Source organism: Rugamonas sp. (assembly GCF_025354735.1).
GTDB lineage: Bacteria > Pseudomonadota > Gammaproteobacteria > Burkholderiales > Burkholderiaceae_D > Rugamonas.
The window spans coordinates 1-13,485 of the sequence record NZ_JANXMI010000150.1 but is presented as its reverse complement, the minus strand read 5'-3'; the positions used below and the strand labels follow the sequence as shown (position 1 = coordinate 13,485).

18 protein-coding genes are annotated in these 13,485 nt (G+C 67.2%); 1 reads left to right on the top strand and 17 read right to left on the bottom strand.

Features of this window, described 5'->3' with window-relative positions; all coding sequences use genetic code 11:
- Positions 1–147: 147 nt before the first annotated feature.
- The 9 genes from Q0S71_RS12625 to flgB all read right to left on the bottom strand — a co-directional run bounded on the left by Q0S71_RS12625 (position 148) and on the right by flgB (position 6,883).
- The gene (locus Q0S71_RS12625) at positions 148–564 is read right to left on the bottom strand and encodes a rod-binding protein (RefSeq protein WP_295995864.1); all 417 of its coding nucleotides are present in this window, start codon (positions 562–564) and stop codon (positions 148–150) included.
- A 13-nt stretch (positions 565–577) separates the two neighbouring features.
- Positions 578–1,654, bottom strand: coding sequence for a flagellar basal body P-ring protein FlgI (locus tag Q0S71_RS12620; protein WP_295995868.1), 1,077 nt, complete (start codon positions 1,652–1,654; stop codon positions 578–580).
- Between the two features lie 79 nt (positions 1,655–1,733).
- A complete protein-coding gene (gene flgH, locus Q0S71_RS12615) occupies positions 1,734–2,429 on the bottom strand; it encodes a flagellar basal body L-ring protein FlgH (RefSeq protein WP_295995862.1) in 696 nt (231 codons plus the stop codon).
- A gap of 1 nt (position 2,430) precedes the next feature.
- Complete coding sequence (gene flgG / locus Q0S71_RS12610; RefSeq protein ID WP_295995860.1) at positions 2,431–3,222, bottom strand: flagellar basal-body rod protein FlgG; 792 nt, start codon at positions 3,220–3,222, stop codon at positions 2,431–2,433.
- 66 nt (positions 3,223–3,288) lie between these two features.
- A complete protein-coding gene (locus Q0S71_RS12605; RefSeq protein ID WP_295995856.1) occupies positions 3,289–4,032 on the bottom strand; it encodes a flagellar basal body rod protein FlgF in 744 nt (247 codons plus the stop codon).
- Positions 4,033–4,057: 25 nt separating this feature from the next.
- Complete coding sequence (locus tag Q0S71_RS12600) at positions 4,058–5,311, bottom strand: flagellar hook protein FlgE (protein ID WP_295995852.1); 1,254 nt, start codon at positions 5,309–5,311, stop codon at positions 4,058–4,060.
- A 40-nt stretch (positions 5,312–5,351) separates the two neighbouring features.
- On the bottom strand, positions 5,352–6,029 hold the full coding sequence (locus Q0S71_RS12595) for a flagellar hook capping FlgD N-terminal domain-containing protein (RefSeq protein WP_295995850.1): 678 nt from the start codon (positions 6,027–6,029) through the stop codon (positions 5,352–5,354).
- 2 nt (positions 6,030–6,031) lie between these two features.
- Positions 6,032–6,448, bottom strand: a complete 417-nt coding sequence (flgC, locus tag Q0S71_RS12590) for a flagellar basal body rod protein FlgC (RefSeq protein WP_295995847.1) — start codon at positions 6,446–6,448, stop codon at positions 6,032–6,034.
- Between the two features lie 72 nt (positions 6,449–6,520).
- Positions 6,521–6,883: a flagellar basal body rod protein FlgB gene (gene flgB, locus Q0S71_RS12585; RefSeq protein ID WP_295995844.1), complete on the bottom strand. Its 363-nt coding sequence runs from the start codon at positions 6,881–6,883 to the stop codon at positions 6,521–6,523.
- Between the two features lie 152 nt (positions 6,884–7,035).
- On the opposite strand from flgB, the gene flgA reads away from it, so the two are divergent.
- On the top strand, positions 7,036–7,734 hold the full coding sequence (gene flgA, locus Q0S71_RS12580; protein ID WP_295995843.1) for a flagellar basal body P-ring formation chaperone FlgA: 699 nt from the start codon (positions 7,036–7,038) through the stop codon (positions 7,732–7,734).
- Here flgA and Q0S71_RS12575 read toward each other — a convergent pair.
- The 8 genes from Q0S71_RS12575 to Q0S71_RS12540 form a co-directional block, all read right to left on the bottom strand.
- A complete protein-coding gene (locus Q0S71_RS12575) occupies positions 7,719–8,420 on the bottom strand; it encodes a glucosaminidase domain-containing protein (protein WP_367185298.1) in 702 nt (233 codons plus the stop codon). The two genes, flgA and Q0S71_RS12575, sit on opposite strands and share 16 nt — an antisense overlap.
- A gap of 70 nt (positions 8,421–8,490) precedes the next feature.
- Entirely contained in the window at positions 8,491–8,937 is a 447-nt protein-coding gene (locus Q0S71_RS12570) for a flagellar protein FlgN (RefSeq protein ID WP_295995837.1), read from the bottom strand.
- Positions 8,934–9,221, bottom strand: a complete 288-nt coding sequence (flgM, locus tag Q0S71_RS12565; RefSeq protein ID WP_295995834.1) for a flagellar biosynthesis anti-sigma factor FlgM — start codon at positions 9,219–9,221, stop codon at positions 8,934–8,936. The genes Q0S71_RS12570 and flgM overlap by 4 nt, the downstream gene beginning before the upstream one ends.
- 72 nt (positions 9,222–9,293) lie before the next feature.
- A complete protein-coding gene (locus tag Q0S71_RS12560; RefSeq protein ID WP_295995832.1) occupies positions 9,294–10,307 on the bottom strand; it encodes a flagellar motor protein MotB in 1,014 nt (337 codons plus the stop codon).
- On the bottom strand, positions 10,291–11,208 hold the full coding sequence (gene motA / locus Q0S71_RS12555) for a flagellar motor stator protein MotA (protein WP_295995829.1): 918 nt from the start codon (positions 11,206–11,208) through the stop codon (positions 10,291–10,293). The genes Q0S71_RS12560 and motA overlap by 17 nt, the downstream gene beginning before the upstream one ends.
- A gap of 84 nt (positions 11,209–11,292) precedes the next feature.
- Positions 11,293–12,027, bottom strand: a complete 735-nt coding sequence (locus Q0S71_RS12550) for a FliA/WhiG family RNA polymerase sigma factor (protein WP_295995827.1) — start codon at positions 12,025–12,027, stop codon at positions 11,293–11,295.
- Positions 12,028–12,088: 61 nt separating this feature from the next.
- Positions 12,089–12,559, bottom strand: a complete 471-nt coding sequence (fliL, locus tag Q0S71_RS12545) for a flagellar basal body-associated protein FliL (RefSeq protein ID WP_367185297.1) — start codon at positions 12,557–12,559, stop codon at positions 12,089–12,091.
- Positions 12,560–12,575: 16 nt separating this feature from the next.
- Positions 12,576–13,485, bottom strand: a 910-nt coding sequence (locus Q0S71_RS12540) for a flagellar hook-length control protein FliK (RefSeq protein ID WP_295995821.1), incomplete at its 5' end; no start/stop codon positions are given.

Below are 13,485 nucleotides of genomic sequence, written 5' to 3'. Positions count from 1 at the left end.
TGGTCGTGTTCAGCGCCGCCTGGGCCGCCAGCGCGCCGGTCAATGCATTGTAGGAGATGCTCATATGGCAAGGGTCTTTCTTGGTTAAGCCGAAGGACCGGTTGCTTGTCTACAGCCACTGATCCGTTAACTGTAAAAGGCGACGGTTTATGTCGGTTTATTAAGCGGCGGCGCCGGATTGTGCGCGGCGCCCGGCGCGGTGGCCGAAGTCGCCGGGGCGGTGGCCGCGGCGGGCGGCAGCAGCTGGCGCAAAATGGCGTCGGCGATGCCGAAGGAGCGGTGGCTGGCCATCTGGTCGGCCACCAGGTTGTCGGTCAAATCGAGCATGTCGTTGTTGACCGGATTTTTGAAGGGACTGCTGGCGTCGGCCAGCGCGGCCGTGGCCGAGCGCATCTTGTGCAGCATGTCGCCGATGAAATAACTTTCGAATTTGAGCGCGGCCTCGGTGGCGCGCGCGCGGTACAGCGGATCGGCCGGATCGCTGCTGTTGTCGGCCGGCAGGGGCGCGGCCTCGATCTGGCCGGCCACCTTGTAGCGGTTCAGGTTGGGGTTCAGTGTCGTCATGGCGCTTCCTCGGTTAAATGACCACCAGTTCGCCTTCGATGGCGCCGGCCTGGTCCAGCGCCTGCAAGATGGCCATGATGTCGTCGGGACTGGCGCCCAGGCTGTTGACGACGTCGATGATGGCCTGCAGCTTGGCGCCGGCCGGCCACTTGAACATCTGGCCCGAACCCTGGTCGACGCTGACGGTCGATTGCGGCGTGACGGCGGTCTGGCCGCCGCCCAGCGCGTTCGGCTGGCTGACCTTGGAGTTTTCCGAAATGACCACCTTGAGCGAGCCGTGGGTGACGGCGGCGGCGCGCACCCGCAAGCCGTCGGCGATGACGACGGTGCCGGTGCGCGAGTTGAAGATGACTTTGGGCGTGTCGTCGCCGACGTCGATGGACAGCGCCTCGAGCTTGGCGACGAAGGCCACGCGCTGGGTCGGGTTGTCGGGCGCGACGATGTCGATGCTGGTGGCGTCGGTGGTGGTGGCGATGTCGCCGAACTTGCGGTTGATGGTGTCGACGATGTTGGTGGCGGTCTGGAAGTGCGGGTGGTGCAGCGACAGGCGCACCGTGGGCCGGGTCGAGAAGTCGGTGCCGATCTCGCGCTCGATCGAGGCGCCGTTGGGGATCCGGCCCGCCGTCGGCGTGTTGACGGTGACCGAGGAGCCGCTCTTGCCGGACGCGCTCAGGCCGCCGACCACGACATTGCCCTGGGCCAGGGCATAGACTTCATTGTCGGCCGCGCGCAGCGGCGTGAGCAGCAGGGCGCCGCCGCGCAAGCTTTTGGCGTCGCCCATCGAAGAGACTGTGACGTCGATGGCCTGGCCCTTGCGGTAGCCGGGCGGAAAGACGGCGCTGACCATGACGGTGGCCACGTTCTTGCTTTTCGAGTCGGTGCCGTCGGGCACTTTGACGCCGAACTGCTTGAGCATATTGATGACGGACTGGCTGGCGAACTTGACCTGGGTCGAGTCGCCGCTGCCGTTCAGGCCGACGACCAGGCCGTAGCCGACCAGCGGATTGTCGCGCACGCCCTCTATGCTGACGAGGTTGCGCAACACCTGGGCGGCGCCGGCCCGCTGCGGCAGGCACAGCAGGCAGAACATAACGGACAGCAGGGCGCCCAGCGCCGGCAGGGCGGCGTGGAGGCGGGGGGGCGGGCGGCGAATCGGCATGGTGCTCACCTTAGAAAGGCATGATGGGGCTGTTGAAGAAGCGCGTCAGCCAGCCCGGCGTGTTGGAATCGGCCAGCGTGCCTTGGCCGGAATAGGCGATCTGGGCGTTGGCGATGCGCAGCGACGACACCTGGTTCGAGGTGTCGATATCGTCGGCGCGCAGATAGCCGCGCAGGCGCACGAATTCCTCGCCCTGGTTCAGCGCCAGCGTCTTTTCGCCGGACACGCGCAGCAAGCCGTTGGGCAGCACTTCCTGCACCACGACGGTGATGGCGCCGGTCAGGGTGTTTTGCTGGGTGCTGGTGGCGGCGCCGTTGAAGGTGTTGGTGTCGGCCAGGTTCAGGCCCAGCTTGGGGAAACTCTTGCCGAGCACGCTGGGCGGCGTGATGGCCGTGGTGGAGCCCTTGTTCAGCGTGGTGCCGGCCTGCTTGCTGGCCTGTGTGGTTTCCTGCAACAGCACGGTGACCACGTCGCCGACGCGGAAGGCGCGGCTGTCCGACGTCAGCGACAGCGGGCCGTCGGCGTTGAACACGCCGCCGGAAGTGCCGCGCGGGGGGCCGCCGCGCGCCGTCGGCACCGGTTCGTTGACGGGGCCGGGACGGATCGGCGGCGGCGCCAGCGCGGCGCAACCTTCCAGCGCCAGGGCCAGCGCCAGCAGCGTTGCCGGCACGGCGGTCCGGCGCGGCGGGAACGGCATCGACCTCATGTCAGCGCGCCGCCTGCGCCAGGTAGTCGAGCATATTGTCGGCCGCCGTCAGCACCTTGGTGTTCATTTCATAGGTGCGCTGGGCCGCGATCATGTCGACCATTTCCTCGACCACCTGCACGTTCGAGCCTTCCAGCGCGCCCTGTTTGAGCGTGCCGAACTGGGCGTCGCCGGGCTTGCCCTCGGTCGGCGCGCCGCTGGCCGCCGTTTCCTGGAACAGATTGCCGCCCAGGGCCAGCAGGCCGGTCGGATTGATGAAGCTCGTCAGCGTCAGCTGGCCCAGTTCGGAGCCGGCCGTGCTGCCGGGGATGGTGGCCGTGACGACCCCGTTTTCGCCTATGGTCAGCGCGGTGGCGTTGGTCGGCACGGTGATCTGCGGCACCAGCGGCAAGCCCGAGGCGTTGATCAGGATGCCGTTGGGGTCGACGCCGAGCTGGCCGGCGCGGGTGTAGGCGGGGTCGCCGTTGGGCTGGCGCACCTGCAAGAAGCCGTTGCCCTGGATCGCCACGTCATAGGTGTTGTTGGTCGTTTGCGTGCTGCCCTGGCTGAACACCTTCTGGGTGCCGACCATGTGGGTGCCGTTGCCGAGTTGTACGCCCGTCGGCGACAGCGTGTTGTTGTCGGCCCTTTGCGTGCCCGGCTGCTGCTCGACCGAGTAAAACAAATCCTCGAAGACGACGCGGTCTTTCTTGAAGCCGACGGTCTGGGCGTTGGCCAGATTGTTGGCGATCGCCTGTAATTTCTCGTCCTGGGCCTGGACCCCGGTCTTGCTGATCCACATCGCTGGATTCATGGTGTTCCCCTGTCTGCTTGCCCGTGGGCGGTGATCGTTCGTTGATGTTGCGAGGCGGTGGCGCGCTTAATTACCGCTGATGAGTTTGTTGGCCGCCTGCGTCATCGTGTCGCTGGTCGTGAACATTTTCATCTGCACCTCGAAACTGCGGTTCAAGCTCATGGTGGCGACCATTTCCTCGACCGCCGAGACATTGCTGCCTTCGAGCGCGCCGGCCTGCAATTTGACGGTCGGGTCGACCGCCAGCGGCTGGCCGTTGCGGGTGACGAGCAGGCCGGCGTCGTTCTTGGCCAGTTCCGACCCTTCGGCCTTGACCAGCTTGATCTTGCCGATGGGCTGCATATCGGTGGTGGCCGAGCCGGGGCTGAGGATGGACACCGTGCCGTCTTCGCCGATCTGGATGGCGGCGTTGATGGGCACGACGATGGGGCCGCCGTCGCCGAGCACGGTGTTGCCGTTGAGCTTGAGCGTGCCGTCGGCGTCGACGTTGAAGGCGCCGGCGCGGCTGTAGGCTTCGCCGCCGGGGCCGTCGACGGCGATGAAGCCGGCGCCCGAGATGGCGACGTCGAGGTCGCGTCCGGTCGAGCGCATCGCGCCCGCCTTCACCGACACGGCGTTCGCCTGCAGCTGCGACATGTGGCGGTCGTCATAGCCGACGCCGGAGCCGGCCGCCACCGCCTGCGAACCGGACAGCGCCAGGCTGGCGCGGAAGCCGCCCGTGTCCAGGTTGGCCAGGTTGTTGGCGTGGACCTGCTGGCCGCGCAGCGCCGTTTCGGCGCCGCTCATGGCGGTGTAGATCAATGCATCCATGGTCTGGGATCCGTATCAATGAGGGTTATTGCAGCGCCTGCATCAGCGATTGCAGCATGGTGCTTTCGGTCTGGATCACCTTGGAATTGGCCTGGTAGTTGCGTTGCGAGGTCATCAGCCCCACCAGCTCGGACGTGATGTCGACGTTCGATTGCTCCAGCGCCTTGGTCGTCAGCGTGCCGGCCTGGCCGACGCCGGCGTTGCTGAGGTTGGCCGCGCCCGAGGCCGTGGTGGCGATCCAGCTGGTGTTGTCGACCGCCGTCAGGCCGCCCTGGTTGGCGAAGGTGGCGACCGACAGCTTGCCTATGGTCTGGCTGGCGCCGTTGCTGTATTTGGCGACGATGGAACCGTCGTCCGACAGCAGGATGTTGTTGAAGTTGCCGGAGGCGTAGCCGTCGGCCTGGTTGGTGGAGACGGTGGTGGTGCCGGCGAACTGGGTGGTGCCGGCGTAGTCGAAGTTGATCGTCATGTCGGCGGCGCCGTCGGCCAGGCCGGTGATGTTCAGCGCCGGCGCCGGCGTGGCGGGGACCGGATTGGTAATCTGGCCGTTGCCGTCGAAGGTCATGGTCAGCGGCGTGCCCACTTCGGCGCCGTCGACCACGTAGTGGACGTCGACGCTGCCGCCGAGCGTGCCGGGGGTGGCGTCCTTGACGAAATACTGGGTCAGCGTGTGCTGCACGCCCAGGGAATCGTACAGCGTCGAGGTTTTCGGGAAGTTGTAGGTCGACACGTCGGGATCGACGGCGGCCACGCCGGGGCTGGCCGGGGTCGGCGCCACCCACGTGTTGGCCGGTGGGGTCCAGTCGGCCGACAGATTGGCCACATAGGTCAGCTTGGTGCTGGCGACGGCCGGAATCTGGCCGGTCGGCACCGTCAAATCGCCCACGGGGCCGAGCACGGTGCTCGGCGGCGTGATGACGTTGCCCTGCACGTGGCGGCCGGTGGCGTCGGTGACGAAGCCGTCGGTGCTGGTGGTGAAGATGCCCACGCGCGTGTAGTTCAGCGTGCCGGTCTGGTCCTTGACGACGAAGAAGCCGGCGCCGTTGATGGCCGCGTTCAAGCCGTCGCCCGTGTTGAGGAGGCCGCCGGCCACGTTCATCGACTGGCTGGTCGAGCCGATGGTGGTGCCGTTCGGCTGGGCGCCGTTGGCGTACAGGGCGGAGAAGTTGTCGCGCGTCGACTTGAAGCCATAGGTGCCGGCATTGGCGATGTTGTTACTGATCTGGTCGAGCTGCTGGTCGATGGCCTGGATGCCGGACAGTGCGATATCGAAACTCATGGTGGCTGCCTTTCTGGGGGGGGCGTGGAGTGGAAACGGGTTACAGGCTGGAAGCTTGGGCGGCCGGCTGGCCGTTGAAGGCCGTGATCGCCGACGGCGACACCGTGCCCAGGTTGGAGACGGTCAGCACGACGCTGCCGGCGGCCGACAGGCGCACGCTTTGCAGGCGGCCGCCGATGTCGATGCCCGGCTTTTCACTGCTGCTCGTTTGCAGCGCCATGGTGTAGGTGCCGGGCGCCAAGCCCAGCGCGGCCGGGTCCAGCGTGAAGGGCACCGTGCCCGGCGCCACCGCGCCGAAGCTGACGTCGTGCTCGACGCCGTCGGTGCCGGTCAGCGCCAGCGTGGTCTTGCTGCTACTGTTGGCCAGCGTGAAGCTGCCGCTGACCTTGTCGCCGCCCAGCGTGACCGAGGTCGAGGAGGCCATCACGTCGGAGCCGACCTGGGCGCCCAGGGCGATCACCTGCATGCTTTGCAGCACGCTGGCGTTGGAACTGGTCAGCGCCGACAGGTTTTGCAGCGACTCCGTCTGCGACAACTGGGTCAGCTGGTTGATGAACTGGCTGGGATCGGTCGGCTCCAGCGGGTCCTGGTTCTGGATCTGCGCCACCAGCAGCTTGGTGAACATGTCCTGGGTCGCGGCCGGCGTGTTGCCGATGATGCTCTGGCTGGTATCGGTGGCGGAGCTCGAATCGTTGTTATTGAGTAGGCTGGTTTGCATGGCTAGCTTTCACCGAGTTTGAGGAGGGACTGTTGCATCTGATTGACGCGGCCGAGCACTTCGACATTGGTTTCAAAGGCGCGCGAGGCCGACATCATGTCGGTCATTTCGGCCACCTGGCTGACGTTGGGGTAGTAGACGTTGCCGTCGGCGTTGGCCATGGGATTGCCCGGCTCGTAAGCCTTGCGCAGCGGCTCGGTGCTCTGCACCACGTCGAGCACCTGGACCTGGCCGCCGCTCTTGCCGTCGGCGTTGTCGCGCAGCACGGCGGCGAACACCGGCTTGCGCGCGTGGTAGGTGGCGGCCTCGGTGCCGGCCACGGAATCGGCGTTGGCCAGGTTGCTGGCGATGGTATTGAGGCGCACGGTCTGCGCCGCCATCGCCGAGCCCGCAATTTCGGAAATACTCTTGAAGGTCATGATGTGGTCCTTGCCGTGTCGATGGGCCGACGGTGGCGTTGATGATGCCGTGTGGGGATGCGCTGATTGATACTATTGCCCATTGATAGCCTTGGCGATGCCCTTGATCTGCATGCTGAGGAAGGTCAGGCTGGTCTGGTAATCGGAGGCGTTCTGCGCGAAGGCGGCCTGCTCGACGCCGATTTCCACCGTGTTGCCGTCGCCACTGGGGTGGAAGGGCACGCGGTACAGCGTGTCCTGGGCGCCGGCCGGCGCCAGCGCGCCGCCGGCGGTGGCCGTGGCGGCCGCCATGGTGGCCGCGAAATCCATGTCCTGGGCCTGGTAGCCGGGCGTGTTTTCGTTGGCGATGTTCGAGGCCAGGATGCGGGTCCGTTCGGTGCGCAGTTGCAGCGCATCGCCATGGACCGCGACTTCCTGTGCGAAATTAATGCCCATAATTGTTCTCCAGTCGGCACTGCGCGGCGGCAAATGCCATCGCCGCATGTAAAATGGCCGGCGGCGCATCAGGCGCTGCGGCCGCTCCCGGCACTCGTGTAAGGGTTTTGCCCATGTTCAACAACGTGATTGTAGCCCGTTTGACGGGAATATTGCTATTTGGCACTATTATTTTTTCGGCCGGCGCCGAGACCTTGCCGGCCCAGCTGGTGCAATTGGTGCAGGATGCCGCCACCGCCCAGTTGCAGCGCGACGCCGACGCCCACGGCTGGCTGGCGCCCAAGTTCGACGTCAACGTGGTCCACGGCAGCCGGCCGCTGGCCGCGTGCGCGCAGGCGGTGACGGTGCAGACCACGGACGCCCGGCAACCGACGCGGATGCGCATGCTGGCGGTCTGCCCCGGCGCCGACGGCTGGAAATACGAATTCATCGTGCGCGCGCTGGTGTCGGCCGAAGTGGTGGTGACGACACAGGACATCCCGGCCGGCAAGGTGTTCGAGGCCGACGACCTGGCGCTCGAGCGCCACGACATTTCCGGCATCGGCGACAGCGTCAACGATGTGCAGGCCGCGCTCGGGCTGCGCGGCCGGCGCTCGCTGCGCGGCGGCGACGTGTTGCGGCTGGGCGTGCTGGCGCAGCCGGAAGTGGTGTTGCGCGGCCAGATGGTGCGCATCGTGGCGCGCCGCGAACAGATCGAAGTGAGCATGTCCGGCGAGGCGCTCGACAACGGCGCCCGCGACGCCATCGTGCGCGTGCGCAACGCCAGCGGCACCGTGATCCGGGCCCGGGTCAAGGGCGCGGGCCTGGTCGAACCGGCCGATATGCCCGCGTCCACTCAATCCCCCGGCTGAGTTGCGACGGCGCTGGCGGCGGCGCCTTGTTGCTGGAGCTTGCTGGCCAGCCGGCTCAGCTTGTCGGCATAGGCCGGGTCGGTGGCATAACCGCCTTGCGCCAGCGCGCCGGCGAAGGCGCGCGCGTCGTTGCCGGTGTGCAGCGCGGCCTGGTAGCGCGGATTGTTGCTGAGCATGTCCGCATAGTCGCGGAAGGCGCTGGCCGTGTCGGGATAGGCGCGGAACTGCTCGGTCTTTTTGAGCGCCGCGCCGTGCGCGTATTCCGTCGTCGTGGCGGCCGCGACCGCGCCCTGCCACTGGCCGCCCGCTTTCACGCCGAACAGATTGTTGCTGTCGGCGCCGCCGGGCGCGCGCAGCGGCCGCTGGCCCCAGCCCGATTCGAGCGCCGCGTGGGCCGCGACGATGGCGGGCGAGACGCCGAGTTTTTGCCCCGTTTCATCGGCCCACGGTTGTATCGAGGCGAGGAATTGTTGCTGGATGTCGCTGTCGGCGCCGCTGGCGGCGAGGGCGGGGCGCGCCCGCAGTGCCTGGGCCTGCACGCTGAGCGCTTGCGCAGAGGAGGTGTCGACGCCGCTGACCGACGCGCCGGTGCTGCCGTGGCTGATGAAGTCGGCGACGTCGCCCTGGACCTGGCGGAAGGCCGACGCGAACGCCACGCCCGCGCCTTGGCCGAACGCGGAGGGCATCGCTGCCGCCGGTCCGCTCAGGCGCATATTCGAAACAGTGGCCGCGGTGGCCGCGGTCGGCTGTATCGGGTCAAGCAGGCTCATAGAGTTGCTCCTCGCCATGCAGCACGCGCTGCATGATGGTGTACTGATCGACCAGCAAGTCGCTATTGCGCTTGCCCAGACGCTTGCATTCGAGCACGAGTTGTTCGAGCGCAATCCAGTCTGCTTCCATTCTCTCGCGGGCCGCGCTTTTCAGCAAGGCAAATGCCTGCATCATCGTGCCCGCCGGGCCCAGCAACTGTTGTACCAGGGACACACGCTGGCGCCGCCGGCCTTCCATGGCCTCGACCTCGGCCAGCATGGTGGCGGCCAGTTCGCCGAGCAGCGCGCTTTGATGGCGCACGGCGCCCTGGAATTGCCGTTCCAGCAAGGCTAGCAAGCCGCGATAGGCCACGAGGTCGGCCGCCACGCCCTGCAATAGCGCGCGCATGGCGTCTTGCCGGGTCGGCGCCGCGGCGGCCGTCGCTGCCGTCACTGTTCGCTCGCGTGGAAGCGCTGGATCAGGCCGGCGAGCTTGGCCGGATCGAAGGGGATTTCGCCCTTGGCCAGTGCGTCGCGCAACTGGGCCACGCGCTCCAGGTCGACCTCGGGCATGGCGCGCAAGGCTTGCATGGCCGGCTGCAGCACGGCCGATTGCAGCGGCGCCGGGGCGGGCTGGGCGGCCGGGGCGGCGGACGCTTCCGCGGCGCTGTCGGGCGGCGCGGCCTCGGCGCTGCGCTGGACGGCGGCGCCGTCCGGGATGGCTGTCGTGATTCTCATTCTGCTACCTCTAGTCGTCTTGGTGTCCATATCAACCCGCAGGGCGCCGGCGGGCGCGGTGGCTGGCCGTCTTCATTTCTGATGCCGTTTATCGAGCGAGGTCGTCGGCACCAGCCGGGCCCGCAGCTTTTCCAGCAGCGAGGCGTCGGGCAGGGCGGTGTCGACGTCCTCGGTCAGCTTGGAGGTGACGTCGGGCATGCCGAACATCGACGCCACGATTCTGGCCTGGGCCGTCGTCAAAATCAATAATTCGATGCGGCGGTTGACGCCGGCGTCGGCGTTCTTGGCGTCGAGCGGCGCGCGGTCGGCCATGCCGACCACTTGCAGCACGCTGTCGGGCGCCATGCCGCCGGCCAGCAGCTGGGCCCGCGACGACATGGCGCGGTTGCTCGACAGCGTCCAGTTCGAATACGCCGAATAACTGGTGTCGGCATATTGCAGCGCATCGGTGTGGCCGACCACGAGCATCTGGTTGGTCATGCGCGCGAACAGCGGCCCCATCTTGCGCAGCAGGGAGCGGAAACGGTCGGTCGGCACGGCGCTGCCGCGCACGAACATGCCCTGGTGGTCGGTGTCGTGCATCATCACGCGCAGGCCGTAGGGTGTGATGACGGATTCCAGGTTGCTGGCCAGGCCGAACTCGGCGCTCATGGCCGACAGCGCGCGCGACAGGGCCTGCAAGTCGCCCGGGGTGTCGTAGCTGACCTTGGTTTCCTCGGTCGGCGCGAGCGACGAGGCCGGCGAGCCGGTCGACTTTTCCTTGCCCGGCGTGTCGGCGTTGGCGTTGTGCGGCATGGGGAAGCGCTCGATCAGGCTGCCGCGCGGGCCGCCCACCTGTTCCGGCATGACGCCCTTGCCCTGGTCGGTCTTGGCGCCGTCCGCTTCCGTCAAGATCTGTTGCAGGCTTTCCGTGTTGCGCGCGGCCATCAGCCACAGCACCAGGAACAAGCACATCAGCGCCAGGCAAAAGTCGGCGAACGCGACTTTCCACGCGCCGCCGTGATCCTCGTGCTTGTGCTTGCCGCCGCCCCGTTTGACGATGGTTTGTTCGTGGCCGCCGCCCTTGGCTTCATGCGGCTTTAGCACGGCTTCCTCCGCGGCGCGACGCTTCTTCCGGCTCGCTGTCGCGGCCCTCGAGGTCGTTGATCCACCGTTCGAGCTGGGCGAAGCTCGGCTTGATGTTGAGCGGCACCAGGCGGCGGCCGGAGTCGATCGCCAGCAAAGGCGGCTTGCCGGCCACGTGCGTGACCAGCACCACCTTGACGCATTCCTTGTTCGACGCTTCCTGGTTGACCAGCTGCTTCATCATATTGCAGATGGGGTCGATGATGCCGTAGCAAAAGAAGATGCCGATGAAGGTGCCGACCATGGCGCCGCCGACGTGTTCGGCGATCTCGCCCGAGGTCGCGCCTTCGCTGACGGTGCTCATGGTGATGACGATGCCGAGCACGGCCGCCAGAATGCCGAAGCCCGGCATCGCCTCGCCGATCTTGCCCAGCGACTTGGCCGGTTGTTCCAGTTCCTCGTGGATGGCGGCCAGTTCCTGCTCGAGCACGCCTTCCAGTTCGTGGGCGTTGATCTTGCCCATCGCCATCAGGCGGAAGTTGTCGACTATGAAGGCCAGCAACTTCGGTTCTTCCAGCACGCGCGGATAGCGCTGGAACAGCGGGCTGTCCTTGGGCGCCTCGACGTGGGCGTCCAGCGCCTTCAGGCCGCCGGCCGCCAGTTGCAGCAGTTCATACATCAGCAACAGCAACTGGCGCTGGAACTCGGAGTCGTACTTTTTGCGGATCACGATCTTCTTGACCTGCGTGAAGAGTTCCTTGAGCACGTGGGTGGGGTTGCCCAGCACCAGGGCGCCGATGCCGGCGCCGGCGATGACGATCAGCTCGACCGGCTGCCAGATTTGCGAAAACGCGCCGCCCTCGAGCGCGAAGCCGCCGAAGATACTGCCCAGGACGATGAGTATGCCTATGATTTGCTGCATGATATTGCGCCTTTCTGCGTCATTGTTTCGGGTGCCGCTGTTGCTGCTGTTGCCGCTGTTGCGTTGATGCGTCGGGGACGGCGCCTAGGCTTGCAGCACGGCCCGCATCTTGCCCAGCGCCGCCTTGTTCAGCTGGCAGACCCGGGCGTCGGTCAAGTCCAGCACGGCCGCGATCTCCTTGTAGCTCAGTTCGAATTCATAATACATTTGCACCACGCGCTGTTCGCGCTCGTCGAGGCCGCGCAGCGCCTGCTCCAGGCTGCGCCGCACCATCAGCAACTCTTCCGGGCTGGGCGCGCTGTCGCCGCCGACGGCGTCCTGCAAGGCTTCGTCGAAGCTGGCGATCAGCTCGGCGTTCTCGTCGAGCTGGTATTCCTGGTAGGCGGCCGGCGTCAAGCCCAGTCCCTCGATGATGTCCTGCTCGCTCGGCTCGCGGCCCAGGCGGCGCGTCAGGCCGCGCACGGCGTCGCGCAGCTTGTGGCTTTGCTGGCGCACGGCGCGCGGGCGCCAGTCCTGGCGCCGCAGCTCGTCGAGGATGGCGCCGCGCACGCGCAGGCTGGCATAGCTGCCGAAGGCGGCGTCCGGCTCGCCGTAGCGGCGCAGCGCTTCAAGCAGCCCCATCAGACCGATCTGTTCCATGTCATCGCGGTCGATCGCGCCGGCGATCTGGGAATTGAGCTGGCGCACGATGCGTTTGACCAGCGGCGCATAGGCCAGCAAGTGTTTTTGCTCGCCGGCGCCGCCGTGCGCGGGCGGCGCCTCAGCCGCCTCGCGATAACTTTCGGCATAAACGTCCACATAATCCTCTAGGTATGCCATGCCTGCCCCACGGGGTTGCTCGGTTGTCGCGGTTGCTCGTGCCGCGCTGTTCCATGATGCGCTACTCAATGATGAGTTTGCCAATCATCACCGCGGAAAACGGTTTTTCGCGCTTTTCGGCCACATAGTCGGCCGTGAACGCCTTGTTCAAGGTCTCCGCATACTGGTCTATCGTCATCGACTGCGCCTGCGCCAGCGGCAGCGACGACAGGGTCTTGACGGCGATGCTGCGCAGCAGCGGCAAATGTTCCTTCGCTTCCTTTTCCTTGGCCTCGTCGGTGGTCACCACTAGGTCGGCCGACATATAGTGGGTCTGGTTGTCGCCCGGCTCGCGCCGCAGCATGATAATCACCTTGTCCACCGTCAGATACTTGTGCGGATGGGCCGCCGCCTCTTTTTCCTCCGCCTTCTTCTTGGCCTCGGCCGCCGCCGCCGGACTCGGCGCCGCGCCCTTGGACAGATACCACACCGCGCCGCCGGCGATGCCGGCGCCGATGACGGCCACCGCCACCAGGATAATGACCAGTTTCATATTCTTCATCTACGCGCTACTCCCGCTCGGTCGTCATGGCAAAGGTGGAGGAGGGCTGCTCGTCGTCCGACAGCGCGCGTCCCGGAGCCTGGCCTTGCGGACGGCCTTGCTGGTTGCCGCGGCCGCCGCCGTCGGCGAACGATTGCCCGCCGCGCGGCGTGGCGCTGACGGTCACGGCGACGTCGCTGAACTGGCGTTGCGACAAGTCCTGGCGCACGCTGTCGCCGATGGTGTTGAGCTGGCGCAGCACCTCGCTGTTGCTGGCCGACAGGTTCACCTGCAAGGCGCCGTCGGCGTGGCGGATCGTGATGTCGATGCGGCCCATGTCGGGCGGATCGAGGCGGATCGTGGCCGAGTTGTCGTTGCGCTGCAATTGCAGCTGGAGGCGGTCGCCCAGCGCGTCGCGCAGCGGCTGCTGCCACTGCGCCGGCGCGCCGCTCAGCTTGACGCTGTCGCTGGCGGCCGCCGGCGCCGGCGCGCTGTAGCCGGCGCCGACATTGTTGTTGCCCGTGACGGTGGCGGACGCGGCGGCGCGTGCCGGCTGGGCGGACGATTCGTCCTTGACGGTGGCCGGCGCGGCGGCCGTGGCGACGGTGTTGCCGACGCCGTTGCCGGGACTGGTGTCGCTGGCGGCCGCGTTGGCGGAGTTGCCTGAATTGCCAGGATTGGCGCCATCGCTGTTGCCGGCCTGGGCGTTGGCGGCCTTGCCCGCTGCCGCAGCGGCAATGCCGGCGGCGGAAGGGGCGGCGCTGCCCACGGCGGGCGTGCTGACCGATGCGGCGGCATCGCTGCGGGCCTGGGCCAGCTCGGCGCCGAAGCTGACGGCGGAGGCGCTGGCGGCATTGGTGGCGGTGCCGCTGGCGCCACTGATGCCCGGGGACGGCGCGCCGGCGGCCGCCACGCTGGCGGCCGCGATGGCCGCGGCG

Excerpts from the sequence above, each read along its gene's own strand:
- Q0S71_RS12625 (WP_295995864.1), bottom strand. The coding sequence starts at position 564 with ATGACGACACTGAACCCCAACCTGAACCGCTACAAGGTGGCCGGCCAG.
- Q0S71_RS12620 (WP_295995868.1), bottom strand. The coding sequence starts at position 1,654 with ATGTTCTGCCTGCTGTGCCTGCCGCAGCGGGCCGGCGCCGCCCAGGTG.
- flgH (WP_295995862.1), bottom strand. The coding sequence starts at position 2,429 with ATGAGGTCGATGCCGTTCCCGCCGCGCCGGACCGCCGTGCCGGCAACG.
- flgG (WP_295995860.1), bottom strand. The coding sequence starts at position 3,222 with ATGAATCCAGCGATGTGGATCAGCAAGACCGGGGTCCAGGCCCAGGAC.
- Q0S71_RS12605 (WP_295995856.1), bottom strand. The coding sequence starts at position 4,032 with ATGGATGCATTGATCTACACCGCCATGAGCGGCGCCGAAACGGCGCTG.
- Q0S71_RS12600 (WP_295995852.1), bottom strand. The coding sequence starts at position 5,311 with ATGAGTTTCGATATCGCACTGTCCGGCATCCAGGCCATCGACCAGCAG.
- Q0S71_RS12595 (WP_295995850.1), bottom strand. The coding sequence starts at position 6,029 with ATGCAAACCAGCCTACTCAATAACAACGATTCGAGCTCCGCCACCGAT.
- flgC (WP_295995847.1), bottom strand. The coding sequence starts at position 6,448 with ATGACCTTCAAGAGTATTTCCGAAATTGCGGGCTCGGCGATGGCGGCG.
- flgB (WP_295995844.1), bottom strand. The coding sequence starts at position 6,883 with ATGGGCATTAATTTCGCACAGGAAGTCGCGGTCCATGGCGATGCGCTG.
- Q0S71_RS12575 (WP_367185298.1), bottom strand. The coding sequence starts at position 8,420 with ATGCCCTCCGCGTTCGGCCAAGGCGCGGGCGTGGCGTTCGCGTCGGCC.
- flgM (WP_295995834.1), bottom strand. The coding sequence starts at position 9,221 with ATGAGAATCACGACAGCCATCCCGGACGGCGCCGCCGTCCAGCGCAGC.
- motA (WP_295995829.1), bottom strand. The coding sequence starts at position 11,208 with ATGCAGCAAATCATAGGCATACTCATCGTCCTGGGCAGTATCTTCGGC.
- Q0S71_RS12550 (WP_295995827.1), bottom strand. The coding sequence starts at position 12,027 with ATGGCATACCTAGAGGATTATGTGGACGTTTATGCCGAAAGTTATCGC.
- fliL (WP_367185297.1), bottom strand. The coding sequence starts at position 12,559 with ATGAAACTGGTCATTATCCTGGTGGCGGTGGCCGTCATCGGCGCCGGC.